Origin of the sequence: Streptomyces sp. NBC_01314 (assembly GCF_041435215.1) — a bacterium.
GTDB lineage: Bacteria > Actinomycetota > Actinomycetes > Streptomycetales > Streptomycetaceae > Streptomyces.
This window is the reverse complement of sequence record NZ_CP108394.1, coordinates 6650616-6677199: the sequence shown is the minus strand read 5'-3', so window position 1 is coordinate 6677199 and position 26584 is coordinate 6650616. Positions and strand designations below refer to the sequence as shown.

Annotated in this window: 26 protein-coding genes and 1 pseudogene; 11 read left to right on the top strand and 16 right to left on the bottom strand. The window is 68.4% G+C overall.

What is annotated here, in order from left to right:
• The first annotated feature begins 32 nt into the window (after positions 1–32).
• The gene (locus OG622_RS29655) at positions 33–530 is read left to right on the top strand and encodes a MarR family winged helix-turn-helix transcriptional regulator (protein WP_371579679.1); all 498 of its coding nucleotides are present in this window, start codon (positions 33–35) and stop codon (positions 528–530) included.
• On the opposite strand, the gene OG622_RS29650 is transcribed toward OG622_RS29655, so the two are convergent.
• Complete coding sequence (locus tag OG622_RS29650) at positions 489–1271, bottom strand: LuxR C-terminal-related transcriptional regulator (RefSeq protein ID WP_371579678.1); 783 nt, start codon at positions 1269–1271, stop codon at positions 489–491. The genes OG622_RS29655 and OG622_RS29650 overlap by 42 nt on opposite strands.
• Before the next feature lie 261 nt (positions 1272–1532).
• Here OG622_RS29650 and OG622_RS29645 point away from each other — a divergent pair, with 261 nt between their 5' ends.
• Positions 1533–1976: a GNAT family N-acetyltransferase gene (locus OG622_RS29645; protein WP_371579677.1), complete on the top strand. Its 444-nt coding sequence runs from the start codon at positions 1533–1535 to the stop codon at positions 1974–1976.
• 173 nt (positions 1977–2149) lie between these two features.
• Here OG622_RS29645 and OG622_RS29640 read toward each other — a convergent pair whose 3' ends face one another.
• Positions 2150–2401, bottom strand: a complete 252-nt coding sequence (locus tag OG622_RS29640) for a type II toxin-antitoxin system Phd/YefM family antitoxin (protein WP_371579676.1) — start codon at positions 2399–2401, stop codon at positions 2150–2152.
• A 236-nt stretch (positions 2402–2637) separates the two neighbouring features.
• Between OG622_RS29640 and OG622_RS29635 the strand changes: the two genes are divergently transcribed.
• From OG622_RS29635 to OG622_RS29625, 3 genes are all read left to right on the top strand, one after another.
• A complete protein-coding gene (locus OG622_RS29635) occupies positions 2638–3078 on the top strand; it encodes a hypothetical protein (RefSeq protein WP_371584257.1) in 441 nt (146 codons plus the stop codon).
• 20 nt (positions 3079–3098) lie between these two features.
• A complete protein-coding gene (locus OG622_RS29630; RefSeq protein WP_371579675.1) occupies positions 3099–5438 on the top strand; it encodes a hypothetical protein in 2340 nt (779 codons plus the stop codon).
• Positions 5439–5521: 83 nt separating this feature from the next.
• Positions 5522–6157: a hypothetical protein gene (locus OG622_RS29625; protein WP_371579674.1), complete on the top strand. Its 636-nt coding sequence runs from the start codon at positions 5522–5524 to the stop codon at positions 6155–6157.
• A 359-nt stretch (positions 6158–6516) separates the two neighbouring features.
• On the opposite strand, the gene OG622_RS29620 is transcribed toward OG622_RS29625, so the two are convergent.
• Positions 6517–7170: an ATP-binding protein gene (locus tag OG622_RS29620; RefSeq protein ID WP_371579673.1), complete on the bottom strand. Its 654-nt coding sequence runs from the start codon at positions 7168–7170 to the stop codon at positions 6517–6519.
• A gap of 146 nt (positions 7171–7316) precedes the next feature.
• The gene (locus OG622_RS29615; protein WP_371579672.1) at positions 7317–7541 is read right to left on the bottom strand and encodes a hypothetical protein; all 225 of its coding nucleotides are present in this window, start codon (positions 7539–7541) and stop codon (positions 7317–7319) included.
• Between the two features lie 339 nt (positions 7542–7880).
• Between OG622_RS29615 and OG622_RS29610 the strand changes: the two genes are divergently transcribed.
• Both OG622_RS29610 and OG622_RS29605 read left to right on the top strand, forming a co-directional pair.
• Positions 7881–8759 (top strand): Scr1 family TA system antitoxin-like transcriptional regulator, encoded by an 879-nt coding sequence (locus tag OG622_RS29610; RefSeq protein ID WP_371579671.1) that lies wholly within the window; start codon positions 7881–7883, stop codon positions 8757–8759.
• The gene (locus tag OG622_RS29605) at positions 8756–8953 is read left to right on the top strand and encodes a DUF397 domain-containing protein (protein ID WP_371579670.1); all 198 of its coding nucleotides are present in this window, start codon (positions 8756–8758) and stop codon (positions 8951–8953) included. The genes OG622_RS29610 and OG622_RS29605 overlap by 4 nt, the downstream gene beginning before the upstream one ends.
• Before the next feature lie 91 nt (positions 8954–9044).
• On the opposite strand, the gene mycP is transcribed toward OG622_RS29605, so the two are convergent.
• The 7 genes from mycP to OG622_RS29570 all read right to left on the bottom strand — a co-directional run bounded on the left by mycP (position 9045) and on the right by OG622_RS29570 (position 16995).
• Positions 9045–10400, bottom strand: coding sequence for a type VII secretion-associated serine protease mycosin (mycP, locus tag OG622_RS29600; protein WP_371579669.1), 1356 nt, complete (start codon positions 10398–10400; stop codon positions 9045–9047).
• A 1599-nt stretch (positions 10401–11999) separates the two neighbouring features.
• Positions 12000–12539 (bottom strand): hypothetical protein, encoded by a 540-nt coding sequence (locus tag OG622_RS29595; RefSeq protein ID WP_371579668.1) that lies wholly within the window; start codon positions 12537–12539, stop codon positions 12000–12002.
• 208 nt (positions 12540–12747) lie between these two features.
• Entirely contained in the window at positions 12748–13908 is a 1161-nt protein-coding gene (galK, locus tag OG622_RS29590; protein ID WP_371579667.1) for a galactokinase, read from the bottom strand.
• A gap of 127 nt (positions 13909–14035) precedes the next feature.
• The gene (gene galE / locus OG622_RS29585; protein WP_371579666.1) at positions 14036–14998 is read right to left on the bottom strand and encodes a UDP-glucose 4-epimerase GalE; all 963 of its coding nucleotides are present in this window, start codon (positions 14996–14998) and stop codon (positions 14036–14038) included.
• The gene (galT, locus tag OG622_RS29580) at positions 14995–16056 is read right to left on the bottom strand and encodes a galactose-1-phosphate uridylyltransferase (protein WP_371579665.1); all 1062 of its coding nucleotides are present in this window, start codon (positions 16054–16056) and stop codon (positions 14995–14997) included. The genes galE and galT overlap by 4 nt, the downstream gene beginning before the upstream one ends.
• A gap of 327 nt (positions 16057–16383) precedes the next feature.
• Positions 16384–16536 (bottom strand): hypothetical protein, encoded by a 153-nt coding sequence (locus OG622_RS29575; protein WP_371579664.1) that lies wholly within the window; start codon positions 16534–16536, stop codon positions 16384–16386.
• A 153-nt stretch (positions 16537–16689) separates the two neighbouring features.
• Complete coding sequence (locus OG622_RS29570; protein WP_371579663.1) at positions 16690–16995, bottom strand: hypothetical protein; 306 nt, start codon at positions 16993–16995, stop codon at positions 16690–16692.
• 32 nt (positions 16996–17027) lie between these two features.
• Between OG622_RS29570 and OG622_RS29565 the strand changes: the two are divergent.
• Positions 17028–17180: pseudogene (locus tag OG622_RS29565) on the top strand (MOSC domain-containing protein); the annotation flags it as partial.
• 129 nt (positions 17181–17309) lie between these two features.
• Here OG622_RS29565 and OG622_RS29560 read toward each other — a convergent pair.
• Both OG622_RS29560 and OG622_RS29555 read right to left on the bottom strand, forming a co-directional pair.
• Positions 17310–18200, bottom strand: a complete 891-nt coding sequence (locus tag OG622_RS29560; RefSeq protein WP_371579662.1) for a hypothetical protein — start codon at positions 18198–18200, stop codon at positions 17310–17312.
• Positions 18201–18232: 32 nt separating this feature from the next.
• Positions 18233–18646 (bottom strand): ATP-binding protein, encoded by a 414-nt coding sequence (locus OG622_RS29555; protein ID WP_371579661.1) that lies wholly within the window; start codon positions 18644–18646, stop codon positions 18233–18235.
• A 231-nt stretch (positions 18647–18877) separates the two neighbouring features.
• On the opposite strand from OG622_RS29555, the gene OG622_RS29550 reads away from it, so the two are divergent.
• From OG622_RS29550 to OG622_RS29540, 3 genes are all read left to right on the top strand, one after another.
• On the top strand, positions 18878–19729 hold the full coding sequence (locus tag OG622_RS29550; RefSeq protein ID WP_371579660.1) for a helix-turn-helix domain-containing protein: 852 nt from the start codon (positions 18878–18880) through the stop codon (positions 19727–19729).
• Positions 19730–19737: 8 nt separating this feature from the next.
• Positions 19738–20013 carry a DUF397 domain-containing protein gene (locus OG622_RS29545; RefSeq protein ID WP_371579659.1) on the top strand — a complete coding sequence of 92 codons (276 nt, stop codon included), beginning with the start codon at positions 19738–19740 and terminating at the stop codon, positions 20011–20013.
• 315 nt (positions 20014–20328) lie between these two features.
• Positions 20329–21294, top strand: coding sequence for an SGNH/GDSL hydrolase family protein (locus OG622_RS29540; RefSeq protein ID WP_371579658.1), 966 nt, complete (start codon positions 20329–20331; stop codon positions 21292–21294).
• Between the two features lie 121 nt (positions 21295–21415).
• On the opposite strand, the gene OG622_RS29535 is transcribed toward OG622_RS29540, so the two are convergent.
• The 3 genes from OG622_RS29535 to OG622_RS29525 all read right to left on the bottom strand — a co-directional run bounded on the left by OG622_RS29535 (position 21416) and on the right by OG622_RS29525 (position 26370).
• The gene (locus OG622_RS29535) at positions 21416–22117 is read right to left on the bottom strand and encodes a LuxR C-terminal-related transcriptional regulator (protein ID WP_371579657.1); all 702 of its coding nucleotides are present in this window, start codon (positions 22115–22117) and stop codon (positions 21416–21418) included.
• 271 nt (positions 22118–22388) lie between these two features.
• Positions 22389–24377 (bottom strand): PQQ-binding-like beta-propeller repeat protein, encoded by a 1989-nt coding sequence (locus OG622_RS29530; protein ID WP_371579656.1) that lies wholly within the window; start codon positions 24375–24377, stop codon positions 22389–22391.
• Positions 24378–24573: 196 nt separating this feature from the next.
• The gene (locus OG622_RS29525) at positions 24574–26370 is read right to left on the bottom strand and encodes a PQQ-binding-like beta-propeller repeat protein (protein ID WP_371579655.1); all 1797 of its coding nucleotides are present in this window, start codon (positions 26368–26370) and stop codon (positions 24574–24576) included.
• Positions 26371–26584 lie beyond the last annotated feature (214 nt).

The window sequence follows — 26584 nt, the reverse complement described above, 5'->3', positions numbered from 1 at the left end:
TTCACATCGACACAACCACTACACTGATCGCTATGGAGGACGAGGTCGATCGGCTGGTCGCAGCGTGGCGCCGGGAGCGCCCCGACCTCGACGTGGAGCCGCTGGAAGTACTCAGCCGGGTGAGCAGACTTGCCCGGCACCTGGATCGCGCGCGCCGGCTGGCGTTCGCCGAGCACCAGCTGGAGCCGTGGGAGTTCGACGTACTCACCGCGCTGCGGCGGGCGGGCGACCCGTATCAGCTCTCGCCCGGCCAGTTGCTGACGCAGACGCTGGTGACCTCGGGCACGATGACGAACCGTATCGACCGGCTGACGAAGAAGGGCCTGGTCGAACGGCTGCCCGACCCCAGTGACCGCAGGGGCGTGCTCGTCCGGCTGACGGACGAGGGCCAGGACCGCGCGGACCAGGCCCTTGCCGGACTCCTCGACCAGGAACGGGCGATCCTGGCCGAACTCTCCCGCACCCAGCGGGGCGACCTGGCGGGCCTGCTACGCCAGCTGACCGCCCCGTTCGACAACATCCCCGGCTAGGTCGGCCGGTCCGACGCCCGCCCGGCGCGCGAGCGCGACGGCGGCGAGGGTGGAGTGGACGCCCAGCTTCCCGAGGACGTTCTGCATGTGCGTGCGGACGGTGTGCGGGGAGAGGAACAGACGCTCGGCGACGGCCTTGCGCCCCAGCCCCGCCACCATGCACCGCAGCACTTCCCGCTCACGCGGAGTGAGGGACTCGACGAGCCGCTCACTCTCCGTGCGGTGCTTGCGCGCGGCGGTCAACTCCCGCAGGACGCCCGTGAGAAGCGCGGGCGGCAGATGTGTCTCGTCGCGCAGCACCCCCCGGATGACGGTGAGCAGCCGGGACAGCGAGCAGTCCTTGGCGACCCACCCGGACGCGCCCGCCTGGAGGGCCAGCGCGGCCCGGCGCGGATCGTCCTTCTCGGCGAGGACGACGATCCGTACGCTCGGCTGGCCCGAACGCACGCCCACCACGAGCGATATGCCGTCCACGAGCCCGTCCTCGCCGCCGTCCGAGACGGCCATGGGCACGGCTGCCGGACGCGCGCCGGGGACATGCGCATGGCCCCCCAGATCGGCGTCGACCAGAAGCACGTCGAACTTGCGCCCCTCCGCCGCCGCGCGGTCCAGACAGCGCAGCGCGGCCGGACCACTGCCGGCCGCGGACACGTCGACGTCCGGCTCGGCGGCCAGGGCCGCGGCGAGCGACTCGGCGAAGATACGGTGGTCGTCGACGACCAGGACTCGGATGCGAACCACTGAAACCCCCACTGGTCGGGGGACGCCCGGCGCGAATACGGCGCCCGGAGCGTGCCCCGGTTTACACCTGGGACGGGGCGTCGCAGCCGCACGGCCGCCGCCGCGCTGAACCGCTACCCCCACTCCGGGCGTCGTACCCGACTGTCTCGCCCCCTGAACAGCACCGGCCCCCACCGGTGCTGTTCATCAGGGTAAGGCCGGGGGGCAGGAGCGGAAGGTAATTTGCAGAACTGGTTGTCCAGCACGTTTATGGTGTGCCACATGTTTCGTATCGAGACAGAAGTCGACAAGGAACGAAGCCAATTACTACTTTCCCGACTGCGCGCCAGTAACACCGCCGCCTCGCCGATCCTCCGCGACCTGCGCGGCACTCCCGGTGAACGTCAGTCCCCGCTCCAGGTGTGGGCCCTCGACGAGGCGGGCGACCTCGCCGGCGGCCTGGCCGGCCACACCTGGGCCACCTGGCTGCACGTCACGTATCTCTGGGTGGACGAACGCCACCGGGGCGCGGGCCTCGGCTCGCGGCTCCTCTCGCAGGCCGAGCACATGGCCGCCCACGAACGCGGCTGCCGATCGTGCCGTCTGGAGACCTGGGACTTCCAGGCCCCGGAGTTCTACAGACGTCTCGGCTACGAGGTGGTGTGCGTGATCCCCGACTATCCGCCGGGGATCACGGAGTACACGCTGACGAAGAGGATCGGGTGAGCCGTGCCCGGCGGGCGCCGCCGGGCACGGCGGACATGGGTGATGGAGTTCGCGGCGCGTGGTGCTTCTGACAAGCGTGTCCACAGCCTCGTACACGGCGGCAAGAGCGGGGTCGTCCGCAAGGAATCACACGGTTACGCTCGTGGCCGCGGGCTTCCGGACGATGCGACAGATCACGGACGCAGCCCCAGCATCCGCCTGACCTCCTCGTGCGGGATGCCCTCTTCGAGGGCCCCCGCGGCCTTTCGCCGCTCGTAGTCGGCGACCGCCAAGGCGTCTTCCAGATCCTCTATCACCTGCGGGGAGACAAGAAGCGCGACCACGTGCCCGTGGTCCGCGAGGGCGATGCTCTCGTGTTCCTGGGCGACCCGCCGGACGAGGTCACCGAGTTGGAGTTGGGCCGCACTGATCTCGATCTCGGTCATGGGTCGATGATGCCCGCAAGGTAAACCTTGCGGGGCACGGTCTCCGCCAGATCCTGTACCGCAGCAACCTCATCGACGGATGTCTCGCCGAAGCCGGCCTCACCTTGACGACATCACGGCAACAACGTCAGCAACGGGCGCCCCATGGGCGGGTGATGATATGAGAGCCAGGTGATCAGGTCGGTGGCCGCGTGAGTACGGTGGAGTGGCCTGCCCGGATGAGCTTGGGAGAGATCGTGACGTTCGAGCAAGAATGGGCCGAATTGCGCGCGGCGGCGGCCGAGCGGACTGCCATGCGGCTCAACAGCACTCCGGCTGCGGGCGGTGGAGGTGGTGGTGGCGGCGGCGGCGGAAAAGACCTGGTGGTCAATCGGGACGATCTCGGCGCGATCGGCAATGACGCGTATGACCTGCTGGGCCGGCTGGCGAAGGAGGGCGACATCGCCCGTCCCGCCACGTTCGACGCGGCGATAGCGCTGACCAACGGGAACTTCGTGAGCGGTTCGGCCGTGCTGAAGGTGCACGACTTCTGGCAGACCCACCTGCGGACGCTGCTGGACGCCTGCGCGCAGATCTCCAATCACCTCGACTACAGCAAGGCCCAGCACGCCAAGGACGAGGCGAAGATCGAGGGGGATCTCATGCGGACGTCCGTGCTATCGGACTACATGAAATAGGGCTCGGGGGAGCACGCACCATGCTGAAGTACGAGGACATCATCGACGCGCCGGTGGCGAAGCTGAAGGCCGCCGTCGACGACTGGTCGGAGATGGCGAAGAAGCTGGACACTCTCGCCACAGACGCCACCGACGGGATGAAGGCAAAGGCGAACAAGGCCTCCTGGGAGGGCGTCAACGCAGGGGTCACCAGGGCGTTCATCGGCAAGACGGCCAAGGAGTTCGCGGATGCCGCGGCCGAAGCCAAGGGCGTGAAACTGATCCTGGAAGAGGGTCACGCGGCCATCAAGAAGGCCAAGGACGACCTGATCGCCATCCGGGACCACGAGGGGCCCGCGGCCGGCATCCGCGTGGACGGCAAAGGCAAGGTCACGGCGAAAAACCCGTTGTCCCAGATCCCCGCGGCGCGGCACGACCCCGACTACAGCGATCTTCTGCGGGAAGAGCAGCGGAACATCGAGTCGTGGCAGAAGAGGATCGACCTCCTCGTCGACAACTGCAACGACACCGACGTCGCCCTCAAGAACACCCTTGAAGCCAACGTCACCGACCGCAAGGACTTCAGCGCTCCGACGTACACGAAGCTGGACCAGGAGGAAGCCGCCCGCGCCGCCGCTTTGGCGGGCAAGGGCCGGGACCTCACACACTCCGAACTTCAGCAGCTCAACGAACTGCTGAAGGACAACAGCAAGTCGGTGGAGTTCTCCAAGTACTTCTACGAGAAGCTCGGCCCCGAGAAGTCCCTCGCGTTCTTCGGCCAGCTCTCCATGGACACGTACGAGTACGACAAGGTCGACCCCCAACGCCTCAAGGATGTCCAGCAGCTCCAGGAGAACCTCGGCCTCAACCTGGCCACCGCCTCACACGACAAGGAATTCGCCGACAAGTGGGGCCCGGAGCTCCGCAAGTTGGGTACGGAGCGCATTCCGCTGTCCAAGTACGACCACGGCGGGACGTTCGGATACCAGCTGCTCGGCGGGATCATGCGGTACGGGAACTACGACGCGAAGTTCCTCAACCCGATCGCCGAACACGTGGCGCAACTGCACGCGAAGGACCCGGACATGTTCGCCGAGAACAAGACGGTCAACAGTCTGTTCAAGAACCCGTACAACCCCTCCGGCGTGAACGGGGCCGGCTACGACCCGGCCACCGCCATGCTGGAAGCGCTCGGCAACAGCCCGGAAGCGGCGAAGAAGTTCTTCACCGACCCGCCGACCGCCTACAACGAGGACGGCACGGTCAACCACGGCGCCACGGCCGCGCTCGGGAAGAACAAGGACGGCGAGCCGTTCGACAACTACTTGGACTTCTTCAGCGACGAGAAGTGGGAGTCCTTCCCCGACGTCAACTCGGTCAACGAGCACGAGGCGTCACTCGACCAGATGCCCGACGCCCTCGGCCACGCCCTGGAGGCGGCGACCCTCGGCTACCCGGCCGGGCACCCGGACGCCGACGTGGTGCGGGACGCGGACAACGCCGCGGTCATGCAGAAGGTCATGGAGAAGTACGCCGCGGACCCGGCTCTGCTCAAGGAGCACCACGAGGCGATGTCCGACAGCCTGGGCGTCATGGGCGGCGGCTACATCGACGACATCAACTGGGCGCTGGAAAAGAACCATCCGGAGAGCGTGTTCGCACCGGGCAAGAACCCGGAGGGGCACGTCGACTTCGCGGACACCGGGGACGGGCACGGGCGGAGTATCGTCCGGGGCTTCCTCAGCACCCTGGGTCAGCATCCGGACGCCTACGCGACGCTCTCGGCCGCGGAGCAGGTGTACACCCGCAGCGCGCTGGAAGGGACAGTGGGCCCGGACGGGATCAAAGAGGGCGCTGCCAGGGCGACCGTGCTCGTGGGCGCCGAGGTGCAGGGCATGCTCGACCAGTCCCGGGCAGACCAGGTGGAAGCGACGAACCTCAAGACCCACGAGGACTACGAGAAGGCGGTCGAAAAGCGGGCGGGCTGGGTCGAGTTCGGGGCCGCGGCGGGCATCGCGGCGGGCGTCGCCTTCCTGCCCGCGACCGCGGCCGTGGGCACTGCCGCGGTGCTCATCCCGCTGGCGACCGACACCGCCGGCGGTGCTGCCGAACAGGTCATCGGCATGATGGTCGGCGATATGTCCGACAAGTCTGTGGATGAGCACAAGGAGAAGACGGAGGAGCTCACCGACGAGGAGAAGAAGAAAATCTTCTCTGCCGGTGAGAGCATGATCGAGGCCCCGATGGATGATTTCCTGCGACACAACGGCCTGGACCCCAACAGCGAGTTCGGACGGGACCTATTCGAATCGAGGGTGCTCGGCTACGGGGTCGGCAACGACCGGGAGAACCAGCAGGGCAATGCCCCGGAGACCGGCTGAGGCCGGTGGACGGCGGAGGACACGTAAGGATGCGGACAGTGATCAGTCATAGGTCAGTACGCGGGGGACTCCTCTCCGCAGCCATGGCAGGGTCGTTGCTTCTCGTGGCCACGGGTTGTGGAGAGGACGGGGACGATGACGGACTCCCGAAGGACTACAAGATCGTTGCGGGGACACAACTCTGCGGTGGCGATGCCATGTCCACTGACGCGTCCAAGGCGCTGAAGGTGATCACGGGGTCGTCGCGGTTCGAGGCGTCGGCAGAGGAGTACACCATCGCGCAGGCCGCGACGACCATTGTCGAGACGTTCGGGGACCCCAACGTGTATCGCGGGGACGCCTGCCGCGTTTACACGCCCCGCGACACTCCGGATTTTGAGCTCAGAATCACCTGGAGGCGGGTCGACACCGCCGCGACGGGCACCCCCGCCTCGGAGTTCACCGTGCTGAAGATGGGGGAACGGGCCCTGGCGGCGGCGGACATGGCATACGTCGAGTTCGCATGCAAGAGCGACAAGTTGGGCAACTCGGCGGAAGCGGCCCACATCGAGATCGGCGTGGAGCACCGGGATCCATTTCATGAACCCGAGGGCGACATCAAGGCCTTGAAGGACGCCTACGCAACCGTAGCCCACTCCGTCTCGCTGGCCATGGCCAAGGAACTGCGCTGCGAGAAGAACGGCGGGCTCCCCGCGAAGCCCGTCCTGGATCCCGCGTAGCCGCCGGGGTGAGTTCACGGTGTGCAATGACCGTGTGGGGGCCAGGGAGAGCGGAGCACATGAGTGTTTGCGCTCAGACGTGGGGCGCGATTTGGCCAAATTCTTCCCCTGTCGGGGGAGTTGAGCGGGCGTTCTCGGGTGGAACGCGCGAATCGTTCCTCCGGCAACGGCAACAGCACCTTCGGTTTCGGCAACAGTAAGGCCGCGGGACCAGGGCTTCCCGGTCCCACCGCCCGCCGCTCGGAGAGTGCGTTGCGCACGCGGAACGGCAGCCCTGCCTCGTTGAGCACGAGCAAAGCTGACCGGACCTCCGCTACTGGCAGCGGCGCGACACCGCCGCTTTGAACGCTTGGGGCCGGTCAGCTCGTCGTCGTCGAAGAATCCCGCCGCGCCGACGCACTCGGCGGGACCGCTCCCGGAATCGGGTCGGCCCACGCGGACTCGACGGCGATGTCGGCCCAGACCGTCAGGCTGTCCCGCGTCCCCCACCGCCCCCAGCGACTGGCCAGGGCCTCGGTGATCAGCAGTCCACGCCCCCGCTCCTGTTCAACCCCCGGCAACACCCGTGCCGTCGGCAGCGACGCCGCGATCCCCCGACTCGGGCCCGCGTCGGTGACAGCGATGGTGACCGTTGCCGTGGCGAGCGCGAGGGTGACCGTGATGAGGTCACTGCCGCCGTGCTCCAGGGCGTTGGCCGCCAACTCGCCGACGACGCTCTCCAGATCGGCCACGGCATCCGACGGGAGCCTCCACGACCGAGCCATGTCGCACGCGTAACGGCGAGCGGCACCTGCGGAGGCGAGATCCGTGCCGGGCAACGAGAGCAGCCCGAACGCCCGGAACCCGACGCCCTGGGGAGCCACGAACCCTGAGGCGCCGGGGCGAGCGTCATCGAACGCGCCCACGAGCAACGCACCCAACAGCACGTCCACCAACTGGACGTCCACAAAGGCGAGTTCACCCCCACGCCGCTCGGCCTCCTCCCCAGCAAGCACGCCTCGCGCACGGCTCAACAGCCCGTCCACGAGCCCCGGCCCCCCGCTCTCGACCCGGTCGGCGATCCGGGAAACGGGCCCGTCGCCATCCGTGACAAGAACGCAAGGCCCACCATGCTCTCCGCTCCAGGGCAGAAGCCGCACCTGGGTCCGCTCCCTGTCGCTCACACCGCCCCCAACCACGCGTGGATGTCCCGGCTGTCCAGGTCCACCCCGTACGTCGCACACCACAGGGTGTCGCGGCGCAGCCGCTGAATCCGGGCCTTCTCCTCACGCTCGTGGGCGGTGAGGTAGGGGCGGATGAGGAGTGTGGAGGCGCCGTCGATGGGCTCGTACCAGGCCTGGACAGTGAGGGCGATGAGAGGTCGGTGGGCAGGTTGCGGTGGCATCGACATCGGCGAGAGGGGCGACGGCAGTCGTCCCACGCGGTGACGACCGGTCGGTGCGGTGAACAGCCTTGCCCAGTCGACAAGCCGTCTGGTCCAACGATTCATGTCTGCCCCTTCGGCGTGGTGGTGCAGCGGCCCGTAACGAACAGGCGCGAGCGCTCGGTGCATTCATCGAGAACCGTTTCATTGAATTTCAATAGTCGATAGCTGCATCACTGTCATCTCCCTCGATCCGGTGAACCACGCAGGGATGTAGACGCAACGCTGCGTACGCTCTCCCCTGTTGACCGCAAGGGCAGCCGAGCCCATACCGACAGCGGCCGAGCAGGAGAAGACACGGTGACCGCACGAGGATCAGCAGGCCCCGCCGGCCGCATGCGGATCGCCCGCGCACTCAAGGCACTTCGCGCAAGGGTGAACCTCACACAGTCCGAAGTCGCCAAGCGCGCGGGCGTATCCGTCGGAACCGTGAACCGGTACGAGACATGGCAGGACCGCGCCAAGCTGCGAGTACCCACCGCGCGAGCCCTCGCTGACTCCTGCGACGCCACGCCTGAGGAGCGGGACATACTGGCCGAACTCGTGCGGAACCTGGACGACGGTTGGTGGATGGCCCACCCCGCCGTGCCAGAGATCCTGGACCCACTGATGTCCTTCGAGGACGTCGCCACCTACGAGCATGTCTTCGCGAACACGCTGGTACCCGGGCTCCTCCAGACCCCGCGCTACGCACTCGCGCTGCACGAGGCACAAGACATCCGCACCGAGGCAGACGTGATCGCCAACAAGGTGGACGCCCGCATCAAGCGCCAAGCCATCCTGGAACGCTCACCCGCGTTGCACCTCTGGGTGGTCCTCGACGACGCGGTACTGCGGAGGAACGTCGGCGGCGCGGAGGTAATGGTCGAGCAGATCGCTCATCTGCACACCATGGCTCAACGCCCCAATGTGGACATCCAGATGCTCCTCTTCACAACGGGCGCCCACGCGGCCGGCTCCGGCGGCCACTTCCTCGTCCTGGGACGGGACAGCGAGGACGATCCGCTCAACAGCATGAACGTCGTCTACCTCGAACTCCACAAACGAGGCCTCTACCTCGACTCCCCCACCGAGGTTCAGAGCTACAAACTCATGTTTGACTACTTGCGCTCACAAGCGGCCGACACCTCGGCCAGCCTTGAGCTACTGGCCACCGCGCGAGAGGAGTTCACGAGATGAGCGAAGCACCGACGGTCGCCCGGCTTGCGGCGGCAAAGTGGTTCAGGAGCAGCTACAGCGCAGTGAACAATGAGTGCGTCGAGATGGCATATATAGAACCGCTGATCGGAATACGCGACTCTAAGGACCCGGCCCGAGGTGTGCTTACCATAGAGAGCAATGCCTTCTCCCTCTTCCTCAGCAGCATAAAGTAATAAGCCACCCGATCCGAATCCCAATAAATCGCGGCCCTCAACAGCCCTCATGGGGTCTGTGTAGTGAACGGTGGAACTCGGTCGGTTCTCTTCAGCGTGGGCCGGGGCCGGGGTGCTGGCCGGGAGTGATGTTGCCGTTTGGAGCGCTGGGCGGGGCGGCGTAGGGAGAAGGCGGGTGTTGGGGGGCCGGGTACTGGGGTTGTCCTGGCGAGGGTGCGTATGGGGCTGTCGGGTGCGGTGGGGTGAGGTGTGCGGGGCGGCGGTTGCGGACGACGAGGACCGCCACGCCGATGCCGAGTAGTGCCACGACCGCAGCCGCGGCCAAGACGGTGGACAGCATGTTGTTGCCCTTGGAGGAATCCGAGGTTGCCGCCTCCTCGGTGTTCTTGTCCTCCGCCGGGGCGTTGTCGGCATCGGTGGCCGAGGGCTGGGGGGACGGCGATGCGGAAGCCGCGGCCGCGAGGTCCGGGAGCGGGTATTCGTCGGCCGGGCCCGGGTCGCCGGGGTTCTGCAGGGCGATGCGGGGGCGGACGATGCCGTAGCCGATGGAGTCGTTGCGCTTGGAGCCGTCGGTGGGGGCGCCGATGGTGTTCAGCATGACTCTCAGGACCTGGTTGTTGGTCCAGGTGGGGTGCTTGGACCAGATCAGGGCGGCGCTGGCGGAGGCGAGGGCGGTTGCGTCACTGGTGCCGTGGCTCTTGCACAGGCCGGTCTCGGTACCGCAGGCGTGCACCATTTCCTCACCTGGTGCTGCCATATCCACTTGAGGACCATGCTGGGACTCTTCGGTCCTATGGAGGTCTCTACCGACAGCTGCCATCGCTACTACGCCCGGCGTGGCTGCTGGATACATGACTTCGTTGGCTTTGTCTCCGTCGTTACCCGCGCCGGCGAAGACCAATGAGCCTTTGTCCAAGGCGTACTTCACCGCTGCCGTAAGCTGCGGCGAGCCCTCCGTGGTCGCGAGGGAGATATTGATGACTTGGGCGCCCTCGTCCGCTGCGTAACGGATCGCTTTCGGGGCAACCTCGTTGAACCGTCTGTTCCCTTCGGCCTTGTTGGCCGCTGTCCCGTCCTTTGGCATCCGGATGGGGAGAATCTTGGCACCGGGGGCCAACCCGAAAGCGCCCTGCCCACCGTTCCATGCGCCGGTTCCTGCGATCAGCCCCGCCATTCCCGTACCGTGGTCCTCGTAGTCGGTGCGCTCGTCTCCCGGCTGATCGGGGGCGAAGTCCTTGCCCGGCAGGACGCGGCCCTTCAGATCGGGGTTGGCCGCGTCCACCCCCGAATCGATCACGGCGACCGTGATTCCCTCACCAGTGCTGGTCTGCCACATCTGCTCGGCCTTCATGGCGTCGAGGAACCACTGCTGCTCACGGATCGACTCGGCATGGGCCGGTGCTCCCGCAGAGCCCACCAGCAGCAGGCCGAGTATCGCCGATGCCATGGCACGGTGGCGCCCGTGTCGGCTGATGGTGTGCATGCGCTTCGCTCTCTCCGTTCCGGGATACGCGTCAGTCGGCGGCCGGTGGCGCGGTGCGCCTGTTGCCCTGCCGTCGGGTCTCCTCGTCGCTGGCAGGGCGGCGTGACCGGACGTTCCTGTTGTCCGTGCGCGTTGAGGAGTTCGGCCCGGATACGCGAGGGGTGCCTGTTCCTCTGTTCTCGCCAGGGCGAACCCCGCTGGGTGCACCGCCTACGATGCCGCCACGCGTCGTACCACCACCGGAGGTCGTACCGGCTCCCGCCGTCCCACCCGAGCCACCGGAGCTGCGCACCGCACGGCCCGTCTGTTGCGGAGCGCCTCCGATGACGCCGCCGTTCGGCGAGGGGAGACGGCGACCGGGCGTTGGTCCCTGCTGACCGGCCGCTCGTCCTGTGGGAGCCGCCGTACCGGTGGTGGGGCCCATCGGGGGACGCCCTGTCGAGCCGGGTGGTGCCCCCACCACTGTTCCACGATGAGCCGTTCCCGCCTGCCCGCCCAAAGGCGGGGTGACCGGACGACCGCCGATGATGCCGTTACTACCACCCGGCACACGCGCGGCATTCGGAGATTGGACAGCCTGACCAGCAGGGAACTGAGGCATACGGCCAGTCACGGCCGACCGCCCCTGCGCCGGCGGGCCACCAGCAGGCAAACCCTGCCTACCCGTCACCGAGGGAACCCAATTCGAGTGCGGAGGACTTCCAGGCCCCTCCAATCGTCCGGCACCGGGTGGACCGCTTGGCGGACCCGTCGCTGTCCGCTTGTCCTGCGGCAGCGTCTCCACGGAATCGATACCCATCCGGGTCGGAGGCTCGTCCACCGACGGCGCGGAGCGTTCAGGCAACGTCCTGCCATGAGTTGAGGGCTCCGACCCATCGGTGTCACCCACCGCACCGGCCCTCTGGGGCACCGAAGCCGAGCCGTTCCCTGCAGAGACATCTTCCTGACCTGCAGCGCCCGATCGAGCCAGTGACTCCCGGTCATAGACTTGAATCGGGTCGTCCGGCAGAACCGCCGTCGGCGGCGGCGCGAACTTAGGCCGCTCCAGCGCATTCAGCTGCGTAGCCGAGAACGCGTAAGCCTGCCCCAGCTTCACCATCTCCGCGGCAGCCTCCTGCCGCAGCTTCTCCTTGCCGGCCGCCAGCGCCGCGAGTTCGGCTGCGGACTTGGCGGAGATGGTGTCCGCGTCCGGGTCGTTGTGCGCCACCGTCGCCGCGTCCAGGTTCGCCTGGGCACCCTCCGCCGTACGCGGGATCGCCGCCTGGGCGCGGGCGATGGCGTCCGAGGCCTGGGCCAGCCATTTCGCGGAGCTCTCGCTGAAGTCGCCCAAGCGCAAGGTGGAGTTGGCGAGGTCGGCGGTCCAGGCGCGGAAGGCGTCGGCGCCCTCGCCCTTCCACTCGACCCATTGGGGTCGGATCCTGAGCTCGTCAGCGATCTTACGGATCTCCTCGGCCGCTGTTGCCAGCCGGTCGGCTGCGGACTGGACCGTTCCGCTGTTGGCCTGGTCGAGCCACTGGAGCATGCGCTCGTGGCTCATGCCGTCGAAAGTGCCGCCGCCTGCCATCAGATCGTGCCTCCCGAGTCGCCGCCGTCCGCGGGTGCCTGTGCCTGATCCGGCGGTGTCGCGTCCCGGCTGGTACCACTTCGCTGTGGCAGACCCGGGTCGCACGCCCCGCCGTAGTGCTCCGTCGTCTCCGCGCTGATCGCCGCCATACGGTCACGGATGTCGAGGTCGATGTTCTGGTAACCCTTGTGGGCGGCGAGGACGGCGATGCCCATGCCCTCCATCGAGTCGGAGAGGAGCTTCGAGAGATTCTCCAGTTCCGTGATCACCGTCTCGTATGCCGTGAACAGGCCCGCGGCCTCCGCCCACTCGCCGTCGCCGCCGCCGAACTGGGTGCGTACGAGCTGTTCCCGGCCGACCTTGCCGGAGCCGGCGTCGGAGTCCTTGAGGTCGCTGATCAGCTGGTCGACGCGCTTCTGAAAGGCCGTGATCGACGACAGTTCGGTGACCAGATCGGTGACCGCGTCCTGTGCGGTGTCGAACAGGCCGGACACCCACGAGTCACCCGTGGAACCTGCTGCTCCACCGCCGTTCGACATCGTTGCCCTCCCCGTAGCGCCACTACCTCACCGACAACTCTAACTACCTGCTGTGACAGAGTCGTTGGCGAGTTCCGCGAAGCACATGAGTGCTCGTACTCGGATACGGCGCTGGAATCGGGGAGCCGACGGTGTTGATGACTGTGGGGCGGGGCCTTCCGGCCTCGCCCCACCTCACACCTCACACCTCGGGCCCCCGGCCCTCAGGTCACGAGACCCGCCGCGCCCCCGCCGAAGGCACCGCCACGAAGACCCGGGGGGCGGTGAAGTCGGCTGCGGCGAAGGCTTCCTCGACCGCCTTCGCGACAGCGTCCGCGTCGGTCTCGTCGACGAGGACGATCGCTGAGCCGCCGAAGCCGCCGCCGGTCATACGGGCGCCGAGGGCGCCGGCGGAGAGGGCCGTGTTGACGACGAGGTCCAGTTCGGGGCAGGAGATGCGGAAGTCGTCGCGCAGGGAGGCGTGGCCCTCGACGAGGAGGGGGCCGATCGCCCGGGTCTCGCCCGACTCCAGAAGGGCGACCACGTGTTCGACGCGCTGGTCCTCCGTCACCACGTGGCGGACCAGGCGGCGGACCTCCTCCTCGTCGCCGAGGCGGTCGAGGGCCGCGTCCAGCTCGTCGTACGCGATGTCCCGCAGCGCGTCGACGCCGAGGAGGGCGGCGCCCTTCTCGCAGCCGGCGCGGCGCTTGCCGTACTCGCCCTCGCTGTGGGAGTGCTTGACCTGGGTGTCGACGACGAGGAGCTGCATGCCCTCGGCGGCCAGGTCGAAGGGGATCTGGCGCTGGGAGAGGTCGCGGGTGTCGAGGAACAGGGCGTGGCCGGTCTCGCAGCACGCGGAGGCCGTCTGGTCCATGATCCCGGTCGGGGCGCCGACGTAGACGTTCTCGGCGCGCTGGCACAGGCGGGCCAGCTGCCAGCCCTTGAGGCCGAGAGCGAAGAGGTCGTTGAGGGCGAGGGCCACGACCACTTCCAGGGCCGCCGAGGAGGACAGGCCCGCGCCGGTCGGGACCGTCGACGTGAGATGGATGTCGGCACCGGTCACCGCCGTGTGGCCGGCCTCGCGCAGGGCCCAGACGACGCCGGACGGGTACGCAGTCCAGGCGCGGTCGGCCTCTGGGGTCAGCTCTTCGAGGACCAGCTCGACCACGCCGCCCTCGACGTCGTCGGAGTGCAGGCGCAGGACACCGTCCGTGCGCCGGGACACCGCCGCGATCGTGGTGTGCGGGAGGGCGAAGGGCATGACGAAGCCGTCGTTGTAGTCGGTGTGCTCGCCGATGAGGTTCACCCGGCCCGGCGCGGCCCACACTCCCTCCGGCTCCGACCCGTACAGCTCCTCGAACCGCTCGGCGACGACGACAGCCTCGCTCATCCCCTGACCCTGACCTTTCCGTACTCAACCGAACGAACTGGCTCAGCCGCGTGAACTGGCTGAGCCGGCACACTACTTGGCGCCCGCGCGGGCGAACCCGCCCTACTCGGCGTGCGCCTGCGCGAAGCTACTGCGTCCGCGCCTGTGCGAACTGCCACGCGTCCGCGACGATCTCCGCGAGGTCCGCGCGGGACGGGTTCCAGCCGAGGCGTTCGCGGGCCGTGGCGGCGGAGGCGACCAGGGTCGCCGGGTCGCCGGCGCGGCGCGGGGCGACGACCTCGGGGATCGGGTGGCCGGTGACCTGGCGGACGGTCTCGATCACTTCCCGCACGGAGAAGCCGTTGCCGTTGCCGAGGTTGCAGATGAGGTGTTCGCCGGGCCGCGCGGCGTCCAGCGCCAGCAGGTGGGCGGCGGCGAGGTCGGCGACGTGGATGTAGTCGCGGACGCAGGTGCCGTCGGCGGTCGGGTAGTCGTCGCCGAAGACGGAGATCGCGTCCCTCCTGCCCTGCGCGACCTGGAGGACCAGCGGGATGAGGTGCGACTCGGGGTCGTGGCGCTCGCCGCAGGAGCCGTACGCGCCGGCCACGTTGAAGTAGCGCAGCGAGACGGCGCCCAGGCCGTGGGCGGCGGCCTCCCCGGTGATCATGTGGTCGACGGCGAGCTTGGAGGCGCCGTACGGGTTCGTCGGCTTCGTCGGCGCGGACTCGACGATCGGGGTCGTCTCCGGCTCGCCGTACGTGGCGGCCGTGGAGGAGAAGACCAGCTTGCGGACGCCTGCCTCGCGCATCGCGCCGAGCAGGGCCATGGTGCCGCCGACGTTGTTGTCCCAGTACTTCTCCGGCTTCACGACGGACTCGCCGACCTGGGAGAACGCGGCGAAGTGGAGGACGGCGTCGAAGGAGGAGTCCAGCCATTTGGCGGCGTCGCGGATGTCGCCCTCGATGAAGGACGCGCCCGTGGGCACGCCCTCGCGGAAGCCCGTGGAGAGGTTGTCGAGGACGACGACCTCGTGGCCCGCCTCCAGCAGATGCTGGGCGACCACGCTGCCGACATAGCCCGCGCCACCGGTGACCAGGTACTTACCGCTCATGAACTCGCTACCTCTCGCAGTCGCTCGGCCGCGCGCTCCGGCGGCACGTCGTTGATGAACACGTTCATGCCGGACTCGGAACCCGCGAGGAACTTCAGCTTGCCGGAGGTGCGGCGGATGGTGAAAAGCTCGAGGTGGAGTGCGAAGTCCTCGCGCTGGACACCCTCGAACTCCTCCAGCGTGCCGAACGGGGCCTGGTGCCAGGCCGCTATGTACGGCGTCGAGGGCTCACCCTCGCCGAAGATTCGGTCGAAGCGCCTCAAGAGTTCCAGATAGACCTTGGGGAATTCTGAGCGTGCGTCCTCGTCGAGGGCGAGGAGGTCCGGCACCCGGCGCTTCGGGTACAGGTGGACCTCGTACGGCCAGTGCGCGGCGTACGGCACGAAGGCGACCCAGTGCTCTGTCTGGAGCACGATCCGCTCGTCGGCGAGCTCGCGCTCCAGTACGGCGTCGAAGAGGTTCTCGCCGCCGGTGGCGTCCTTGTGGGCCGCGATGGAGCGCAGCATCAGCGCGGTGCGGGGTGTGGTGAAGGGGTACGCGTAGATCTGCCCGTGCGGGTGCCCCAGGGTCACGCCGATCTCGGCGCCCCGGTTCTCGAAGCAGAACACCTGCTCGACGGAGGGCAGATGCGACAGCTCCGCCGTGCGGTCGGTCCACGCGTCCAGGACGAGGCGGGCCTGCTCGTCGGTCAGGTCGGCGAAGGACGCGTTGTGGTCCGAGGTGAAGCAGACGACCTCGCAGCGGCCCGAGTCACCGGCGAGGGAGGGAAAGCGGTTCTCGAAGACGACGGCGTCGTACGAGGAGTCGGGAATCTCGCTGTGCCGGTCGCCCTCGGAGGGGCAGAGCGGACATTCGTTCGCCGGGGGGTGGTAGATGCGGCCCTGCCGGTGCGAGGCGATCGCGACCGAGTCACCGAGCAGCGGGTCCCGGCGCACCTCCGAAGTGGTGACCGTGCGGTCGAGGGGTCGCTTGTCCACCGCGTCGCGCACCGTGTCGTCGCGCAGGTCGTAGTAGATCAGCTCACGACCGTCGGCCAGTCGGGTCGAGGTCTTCTTCACGCCGGACTCCCCATCCCACCCATCAAACAGAACCGAACACATCAAAGCACAAGTTCCGACGTTCGTCACCATCACAAACAAACAAAGATCACCAGATGCCAACTTCAGCGAGCGTGAGCGATCTCGGCGCCGGAATCGACGAGGCCCAGAGCGTCGACATCAACGTGTTGGCGGACTTGGGCATGCTCGCGCCGAAGGTGTTCCTTCAGGGGCGGCCGTGAATCACGCCGACGCCACCGCCTCCGCCGGTGGACGCGGACGAGCAGCGGAGGAGGACGCGGAGTAACGCTGCGAGCGTGGGCCGGGACTCGCTCCGGCCCACGTGTGTCACTTGGGGGCGAAGATGTCAGCGGGGTCGGTCACTTCGTAGGCGCGGTCTCGCAGGACCCTGAGCCGGTCCAGGTCGGTGGTCTCCAGGACTTTGCGGCGAACAGCGGGCGGTGCCTCGATATCTCGCCAGTAGAGGAGTCTCAGCACCAAGCGCTGGAGACGACCCTGCTCAAAGCTCTCCACATAGCCTTCGGTCCAGGCCCGCTCCGCAGCCTCCAGCCACGCTCGTCGCGCCGACGGGTGCCAGATGTGCGGGGCAGCTTCCAGGGAGTCCGGTCGATCTCCGAGCCCTCGTCCGCCGCGTCAGACTTCGTCGCCATCGAACAGGTCGGCCGCTTCAGTGACGTCGTAGGCTCGGTCCACCCAGATCTGGAGCCGGTCGGGGTCGGTGCAGCCGCGTACCCGCTGCCGTACGGATTCGGGTACTTCGATGTGACGCCGGTCGAGGGTGCGCAGGATGCCCGCGATCCGTTCCTCCACCCGCCCCTCCTCTCGCAGCTTCACCGCGACCGGGTTCTTGAAGAAGTAGTTCACCGGCATCATCAGCTCCCTCCACACCTTCTTCGCCTGCACATCGACCAGGCCTGACTCGACAAGCTCCGCGAACATTGCTTGCTGACGCGGACGCGTGAAGGTCGAGGCTGAAGCGGGTTGTCGGCCGCGACGAGGCCGGGAACCTCGTGCTCAAGGCCGGAATCATGAGCATCGTGAGGGAGGGCGGTGCGGTGTGTCCGGGCGACACGATCAAGGCGGAACTTCCCGCCGAGCCGCACCGCCCCTTGGAGCGGGTCTGACCTCACGCCGACCCACACGAATGGCGAGCCGACCTACCAGGCACCCTCGAACGGACGCGCCTTCAGCGGAAGGCAGCCGTCGAGCCTGTCCCGCTCACTCCGCGACGGATCATCCGGCCCACTGCTCGGTCAGCGGAACAGGTCCTCGGCGTCGGTCACGCGGAGGGCCCGTTCCGCCCAGACCATGAGCTGAGCTCGGTCGGGGCAGTCGATGACTCGTTCGCGGACCTGGTCCGGCACCGGGATGCCACGCCATTCGAGGGTCTTGAAGATCATCTCGATCTGAGCCTCGATCCGGCCTTCCTCACGGCCTTCCTCACGGCCTTCCTCACGTGTCTGCTCAGCAAGCGGGTGTCGCCAGAAGTACTGCGTATCCGTCATGAGGTCCCTCCAGATCTGCTGTGCCTCGGGGTCCTTCAGGCACGAGTCGACGAACTGCACGAAGACCGCGGCGCTCTCCGCGTCGATGGTATGCAGGGCGGCTACCAGGGATTCCAGTATGGCGGCAGCCTTGGGGCCCTTGCCATGCGTCATCGCCGAGAGCACCGCGAGAGATACATCCCGCTCGGCCGACCGCTCGTCCGCGACCACCGGTACGTTGTCCGGGCCCAGCACGAGTGGCCGTACCGTCAGCGAGGGACGGCCTCGCACCCCGAGATGGATGGGCTGCTCCGCCCAGCGGGCCGTGGCACGGCTCTGGGTGATCACGATCAGCACCGGGTCGCAGTGGTACTTCGCGTACAGGTAGCTGAGGTAGTACGGCCAACTGCGTTGCTTGGCCTCGTCCTTCTTCCCCTGGGACTCGACGACCAGGAGATACGTCCCCTCGTCGGTCTCGGCCCGCAGCAGCGTGTCCACGCGCCGCTCGACGGGTTCGATCTCCGTGAGGTCGACGTTCATGGCCGCGAACTCGCGCGGCTCGGGGAAGGGCACGTCCAGCACCTGTTGCAGAGTGCGGGTGAGCAGCGCGGGATCCTTCTGGAAGATCCGGTGCAGCGCCTCGTGCGACGAGCTGACCATCGGCTCTCCTTTCTGTCGGGGTGCTCAACGAGCTACGCGGCCATCAGTTCGCACCACACATATTTGCCCAGGTGCCCGAAACGGGAGGACGGCTGCCAGCCCCATACGTCCGTGCAGGCCCGTACGAGGGCGAGGCCTCGGCCGGATTCCGTGTCGGGCGTGGCCGCCAACCGGGCCGGGGGTTCCGGGGGTTCGGGGTCCGCGTCCCAGGCTCCGATCCACAGGGTGTTGCCCGACCAGCGCACGCGCAGGGCCGCTGGACCCTTGGTGTGGAGTACGGCATTGGCGATCAGCTCCGTGGCGAGGAGTTCGGCGGTGTCCAGGAGCGTGGTCAGGCCGTGCATCGTGAGGATGAGGCGGAGGGTGCGGCGGGAGACGGTGACGGCTCGGGGGTCGTGGGGGATGTGGAGGACGTACTCCCAGGGGTCGGGTGCGATTTCGGGCATGGGTCAGCTCCGTGGTGGGGGTGAGGGCGGGGGTTGGTCTGGGCGGGCGGTGGCATTGCCTCAGCCGTCGGGGCATGACGGAGAGGTGCGCTTCCGGGGTGCCGGTGATACCGCAGCGTGTGCGGCGCATGACTGACGGTATTTCCTAACTTTAGGATTCCGCAACCGGCTGCCGTATTCTGACCCCCGAACGAGGTACGCACACGGGGCAGTTGGGACGAGGAGGCATCGGTGCCGCCGAAGAGGCATCTCACGGCCCGCAGAGTGCGACTGGGCTCCGAGCTGCGCAAACTGCGCGAGGCGACCGGCATGAAGGCGCGGGAGGCAGCGGCGCTCCTAGGAGCCGACTCGGTCCAGATGAGCCAGATCGAGTCCGGGGTCGCGGGCGTGAGCGCCGCTCGGGTACGTCGCCTCGCCGCTCACTACGCCTGTGCGGACGAGGGGTTGATCGAGGCCCTGGCAGCAATGGCGACCGATCGCACACGGGGCTGGTGGGAGGAGTACCGGGAAGTACTGCCCCCGGTGAACCTGGACCTGGCCGAGGCGGAGCACCACGCGGCGCTCCTGCGCGAGGTCGTCATCACTTACGTTCCGGGCCTCCTCCAAACCCCGGACTACGCCCGGGCCGTCTTCGGGTACATGCGCCCGGAACTCCCCGACAGTGAGCTGACACCCCGGGTGGAACACCGCATGAGGCGACGCACCGTCATCGAAGGCGATGCCCCCACCCCGTACGAAGCGATCGTCCACGAGTTCGCCCTGCGCATCCGCGTGGCCGACCGCCACGTCTCCCGTACTCAACTCCGGCAGATCCTGGATCGGACCGACCAGGAGCACGTCACCGTACGCGTCATCCCGATCGACCAGGACGGTTTCGGCGGCGCCGGAGCTTCGATGATGTACATGGGAGGCCCGGTCCCCCAACTCGACACCGGGCTCCGGGAAACCGCCACAGGCACCGCATTCATCGATGCCGGGCCGCAACTGAGAACGCTTCGAACACTTTTCCGTAAAGTGGAGGAGGCGACGCTGACCCCCACCGCGTCCCGGGACTTCATCCACCGCTTGTCGAAGGAACTGTGAGGCGCCTCATGGCTCAGGCCCCGAACTGGCAGAAGTCGACGTTCTCCGGTGGCGGCGAAGGCGACACCTGTGTCGAACTGGCCGCATTCCCCGTCACCTGGCAGAAGTCCACTTTCTCCGGCGGCGCCGAGGGCAACGCGTGCGTCGAACTCGCCGCAACCACCGACGACATCCGCCTCCGCGAATCGGACACCCCCACCACCCACCTCCGCACCACCCCCACCCCCGTCGCCCACCTCCTCCAGGCCATCACCTCCGGCCGGCTCACCTCGCCGCGCGGCTGATCACTGTCCGCGACGGCCGGTGGGCGCGGTGGGCGTGAACAGGACAGCCGACAGTGGCCGTTCGGCGGGCCGGGGTCCGAGGGATTGGCGGGGAAGCCTTCGCAGTGATCGAACACCGCGCCGGATGCGTCGACAGGCGGACACACTTGGTCCGCATGCCGACCTCGCCCGTTCAGAACAAGTCACCCGGGACCGGGGTGATCCCAGAGACCTGACAGCAAGTCACTGTCTGTATCGGATCTAGTGCGCTGAGTAACAATCCTCGTACGGTCATAGCGCCGCCAAAACCGTATCTCTGGAGGATTCGTGGCAAACATGCGCACTCGACTGGCCGTGCTGGGCTCCGCCGTGGCTCTCGCCGCAGGTGCCCTCATCCCCGTGCAGCTCGCCGACGCCACCCCGGCCGCCGCGGCGGCCTACGAGTGGGTCGCCCTGGGCGACTCCTACACCGCCGGGGTCATCCCGGCGGCGGGCGAGACCTTCGAAGTCCCGCGTGACGGATGCGAGCGCACCGACCTGTCGTACCCCCAGGTCATCGACCGCGACCTCGGCTCACTGATCGAGCTGACCAATGTCAGCTGTGGTGCCGCCGCCATCGAGGACATCACCTTCAACGCCCAGGAGCCGATCGGCCGCCATCTGCCGCCGTTCTCCGAGGACCCGGACTACCCGTTCCCCCCGGTGCCTCCCCAGTCCGAGGCGGTGAGCCCCGGCACCGACGTGATCACCGTCGGCGCGGGCGGCAACACCCTCGGGTTCGCCGAGATCCTCTTCACCTGTCTGCAACTGGGCGACGGCAGCGGCGGCGTGGGCACACCGTGCCGGGACGACCTGGCCGACAACATTCCCGGCCGGCTGACCAAGGTGAGCCAGGACTACGACGACATGCTCGCCACGCTCCACGAGCGCGCCCCGCACGCCAAGGTCCTGAACGTCGGCTATCCCACCGTCATCCCCGAGGACACGTCCAAGTGCCGGTACAACGACTGGGAGCAGTTCGCCTCGATCACCCCGGGGGACCTGGACTGGCTGCGCGACGACGTCCTGGGACCGCTCAACGCCACCATCGAGAAGGCCGCCGGTGAGCACGGGGACACCTTCGTCGGCCTCTCCGACTCCACCCGGAACCACAGCGTCTGTGACGCGGGCAAGTGGGTCGAGGGCCTCCTCACCAGCCTCGACCCGTTCCAGGTGGCCTTCGTCCACCCCAACGCCAAGGGCCACAAGAACGCCGCTGACCAGGTCTCCGTGGCGATTCTGAACGCCTTGGGCGTGAACTGATCCGCGTCCGGCATCCCCGGGGAGCCGCATCGGGCCGACGGCCTGATGCGGCTCCCCGCTGCCGTCGCGGCTCCCTCATGCCGTCGCGGCGCCCGAACCCAGCCGGCCGGGCGCCGCCGCCCTACGCCCCCGCACCCGCCCCCGGCGACGGGTGCGGCACCGGACCCGCCCGGTCCAGCAACCCCGTGCGCGCCGCCAGCGCCGCCGCTTCCAGCCTCGACCCCACGCCCAGCTTCATCAACACCCGCTGGACGTGCGTGCGGGCGGTCGACGGGGCGATGTTCATGCCCGCCGCGATCAGACGGGTGTCCTCGCCGTCCGCCACCCGCACCAGGACCTCGACCTCACGCGGCGTCAGCATCTGCAGGAGCCGCTGGCCCTCGTCGTCCGGCTGGGCGGCGGGGTTCAGCAGTTCGCTGAAGGCGCTCTGGAGGAGTTGGGGGGCCACCGCGGCCTCGCCGGCGCGGGCCTTCATGATGGCCCGCTCGACCCCCTCGATGCGCTCGTCGTGCCGGACGTAGCCCGAGGCGCCGGCGGCGAAGGCCGCCGCGATGCCTCGTGGATTGGGCACCGGGCCCAGGACCAGTACCGCCACTTGCGGGCGTTCCCGCTTGATCCTCACCACCGGGTCGAAGATGCCCGGCTCGGCGGGTGTCGCCGTGCCGATCAGGCACACCTCGGGTGCCCGTGTGATCACCAGTTCCGCCGCGCCCGCGGCGGGCGCCGCCGCCGCGAGCACGCGGTGCCCCCGCAGCTTCAACGCCGAGGCCAGCGCCTCGGCCAGCAGTCGGTGGTCGTCGACCACCATGAGCCGCACTCCCATCGAGCCACCCACCCCCAGTCCCCCCAGATGGTTGCCAACTATGGCGGCCCACTGGTCCTCACGGACAGAAGCCCCCCGGCTTCCCCGTCGGCTCCCCGCTCTTCATGCCCCCGGAAGCTACACGCTTGTTCGACGTTGCGCTCCCCCTATCGAGAGAAGTGCCCCGGATTACCGAAATTCCCTCCAATTCGAGCGTGATGAGGGATACGTGCACGGCCCCGCCCCTGAGCAGGGGCGGGGCCGTTGAGCGAGGTCGAGGGGGCGCGTGGGGTTACTTCGCCCCGAAACCGAGCGCCGTGTACTCCTTCTCGTCCTTCGAGTAGGGCTTGCTGACGAGTTCCGAGCCGATGAACCACCGTCCGTCGGTGTAGAGCATCTCGCTCAGCGTCGGCGTCATGCCGCTGATCGCGCGGAGCACCGACTCCGAGGACGGGGTCTCCAGGAGCTTGGTCTGCTTCAGCGTCTTGCCGTCGACCGAGACGATCTGGGCGCCCTTGTCGTACGGGCCGTCCTTGAAGGCGATGATGTTCGGCCCGTCCATCCGGATCGGGAACAGCTCGTAGTCGTCGCCCGCGTCGACCCTGTCGCCGGTGGACTTACCGCTGGCCAGCGAGAAGGAGACGATCTCGTTGGTGGAGCTGTAGGAGCCGGTGCCGTCGTGGTTCTTGGTCGGCATGTACACCTTGTCGTTGCCGACGTAGATGCCCCTGCAGGCCCAGACACCGCGGACGGGGCACTCGTAGTCGTACTTGTCGTCCGGGATGGAGATCTTGGCGCGCAGCTTGCCGCTGTCGTCGAGCGAGAAGATGTCGTTCGTGCCGGTCAGCGGGACGTCGCTGCCCGTCACCACGCCGAAGACGACGGGGTTGGTGGAGATGACCTTGGCACGCTGGATGCCGGAGGGAACCTTGTAGGTCCACTTGACGCTGCCCGACTTCGGGTCGAGCAGCTGGATCTGGAAGGTCTCGCTGCCGTAGTCGCCGCACTTGCGGACCGCGATCAGCTGGGCGCCGCCCGCGTAGCCCTCGTCGATGCACTCGCCGACCTTCGGCGACCACAGCACCTTGCCGGAGTTGACGTCGAACGCGGCGCCGCCCTCGTAGCCGCCGGACGCGGCGACCGTCGTACCGGAGATGGTGACCTCGCCGAACGGCACCTTCTCGCCGCTCGTCTCGGCGCTCTTGGTCCACACTTCCTTGCCGGTCTCGACGTTGAACGCGGTGACCTCGGTGCAGGGGTGGCGGTCGTCGTTGTTCTTGCGCTTGGCCGACTCGGTCACCACGACGGCGATGCCCTCGGTGGTGATCTCACGGGAGCCCGCGCAGGTCTGACCGGCCAGGTCCAGCGTCCACTTGGACTTCCCGCTGTCCGGGTCATAGCCGACGATCTTGTTCAGGGCCGACTTGGCGTACGTGGTCTTCGTCAGCCAGGAGCCCTTGACGCTGTCGATCGTCAGCTTTTCCTTGACCTCGTGCGCGGGCACCTGGAAGAGGATCTTCGCGCTGGTGCTGGAGGGCGTCTTCTCCTGCGCCTCGGTCGGGACCTCCACGCCGCCGGTCGACGAACCGCCGGACGACGACGAACCGCCCTCGTCGCCCTTGGTGTCGTCCTTGCCGCCGGTCGTCCCCTCCGAACTGGCCGTGTCCTTCTTGCCGTTGTCGTCGTCCCCGCTGGAGGAGGCGACATAGACGCCGCCGCCGACGATGAGCGCGATGGCCGCGACCGCCGCGGTGATGATGATCGCCGTGGAGTTGACCTTCTTCTTGCCACCCGGACCGCCCGGAGCCTGCCCCATCTGCGGGTGCAACGGCATGGTCGGCGGCTGATAGCCGTACGGGCCGGGCTGCGGCTGCTGGCCGTAGGGGCCGGGCTGGGGCTGCTGTCCGTAGCCGGGCTGCGGCTGGCCGTAGGGACCCGGCTGACCGGGGTGACCGGGCTGGCCCGGGTAGCCGTAGCCGGGCTGCGGCGGAGGCGTCTGCGGGTAGCCGTAGCCGGGGCCCTGCGCGGGCGGGGGCCCCTGCGGAGGCTGGGCGGGCGGCGGGGTCTGCTGCGCCGGGGGTGCCTGCGGGTAGCCGTAGCCCGGGCCCGGCGCGGGCGGGCCCTGCGGCGGGGGTGTCGGGGCGCCGAAACCGCCGGGCGGCGGGGGTGTGGGCGCGCCGAAGCCGCCCTGCGGCGGGGTGGCGTCCTGCGGGGGCTGCGCGGGCGGCTGGTTGGGGGGCGGGCCCGGGGGCTGGTTCGGCGGGGGCGGCGGCTGCGTCATGACGTGGATACCTCGAAGCGGATCTCGGAGGAAGGGTGAGGGACGGATGGGGATGTCGACCGGGTCACGGCGGGGCCGGACGGCGGTGGCGTCGGAACGCCGGCGTTCGCGGCCCGCGGCTACGGCGCGGTCCGCCCCGTAGCCCGCGCCGACGGCCGGGACACGGCCGGCCCGCGGCGCGCGGCGGTAGCGCGCGTCACTTGCCGTAGGCCAGCATCAACTTCTCCTTCGCGTCGTCGACACCGTTCAGCAGGGTCGTGGAGATGTAGAAGCGCCCGTCCACGTAGTCGATGGCCTTCGAGTAGAAGGAACTCTCGATCTCCGCGGCGCTCGCCGGCATCTGGATGAGCTTGGTCGCCTGGCGGCTGTTGCCGGTGGTCGGAACGGACACCACCTGGCCGCCCGCGTCGCGCGTGGACTCCACGTACGCGATGAGCTTCGAACCCTCGACCCTGATCGGGGAGATCTCCGCGTCGGAGGAGGGTGACTTGAGACGCCACTTCTCCTTGCCGGTCGCGAGGTTCAGCGCGACGATCTCGTTCGTGCCGTCCTTCTCCTCGGTCGGCAGGTAGAGGGTGTTCGCGTCGGCCGCGACGTTCGTGCAGCCCTGCATGTCACGGGTGAGGATCCCGCCGTCGCACTCGGGCGCGAACGAGTCGTCGGAGTCGACCTGCGAGCGGGTCGAGCCGTCGGCGTTCAGGGTGGAGATGTTCCAGGTGTTCTCGTCCTCGTTGGTGAGGTAGAGGACGAGCGGGTCCACCGAGTACGCGTGCTCGACCTTCCAGCCCTTGGGGATCTTCCGCGTCCACTTGGCCTTGCCGGTCCTCGGGTCGAGTTCCTGGACCTCGTCGTGCTCCTTGTCGGTGGTCACCGCGCAGGAGGAGACGGAGATCAGCCGCGTGCCGCCCGCGAACCCGGCCGGGTAGCACGACTGTCCGTAACTCTTCTTGTCGAACAGCTTCTTGCCGGTGTTGACGTCGTACGCCGTCCCGGACTGCGAGCGGCCCACCATGAGCGTGTCACCGGTGACGGACAGCCCGACGCTGATGGCGCTGTCGAACAGCTCGCCCTTCTCCAGCTCCGTCGACCAGCCCTTGTCGCCGGTGTTCAGGTCGACCTGCTGGAGCTGGTCGCACTCGGCGTCGCTCCCGGTGCCGCTCTGGTACGAGACCACGATCCGGTCGCCGGAGGTCGCCTTCGGGGTGACCGCGCAGATCTTGCCCTCGAACTCGATCGGGTCCCAGGCGGGGTTCCCGTCACCGACGTTGTAGGCGAACAGCTGCTTGTACGCGGGCTTCACCGCGACCTTGTCGGTGACCCACAGGCCGGGTGCGTTCGCACCGGAACCGGGGGCGTCGGGGGCGCTCTTGTACCAGAGCACCTTCGCCTCGCCCGCCTTGCGGTCCGCGTTGAGGTCGGAGATGTCGAGGTCCTCGCCGCCGTCGCCGCTGCCGTCGCCCTGGTTGACGGGCTCGGTGGGCGAGGGCGAGGGCTTGCCGTCCTCGGTGGGGCTCGCGCTCTCCTTGGCGACCGGCTTCTTCTCGCCGTCGTCCCCGAGGCTCGTCACCGCGAACACCGTGCCGCCCACCACGAGCAGCGCGGCCACGGTGGCGCCGATGATCATCGCGGGCTTGCCCTTGAAGGGGTTCCTGGAACCGCCGCCACCGACGGGCGGCGGGGTGGGCGCGCCCGGGTACTGCGACTGCGGGTAGCCGTAACCGGCCTGCGACGCCGGGTTGTACGGGCCGGGCTGGGCGTAGGGGCCGGGCTGCTGCGGCTGGGCGTACGGGCCGGACTGCGTGTACGGGCCCGGCTGGGCGGGCGGCGGCTGCTGCTGCTGCTGGGGGTAGCCGTAGCCGGGGCCCGGCACGGGCGGGCCCTGCGGCGGGGGCGTCTGCGGGTAGCCGTACGGCGGTTGTGGCTGTGACTGCGGTGGCGGGCCCTGTGGTGCTCCGAAACCGCCCTGCGGCGGATGATCGGGTGGCTGAACCATCAGCGCTTTCCCCCTGTTCGCTGCTTTCGAGCCACCCGTGGTCACGCGTGGTGTCGCTGCTCAGACTCTTCTCAGACGGCTCTTTTCTATCACTGCGAGGCTCCCACGCACGGGGCCGGTCGCTCCCCTGTTCCCAAGGGACAACCGGCCCGTGATGCCTCCGTTACGCTCCTTCACGCCCCCTTCACGGGACGCGCGCGCCGTGCGCGATACG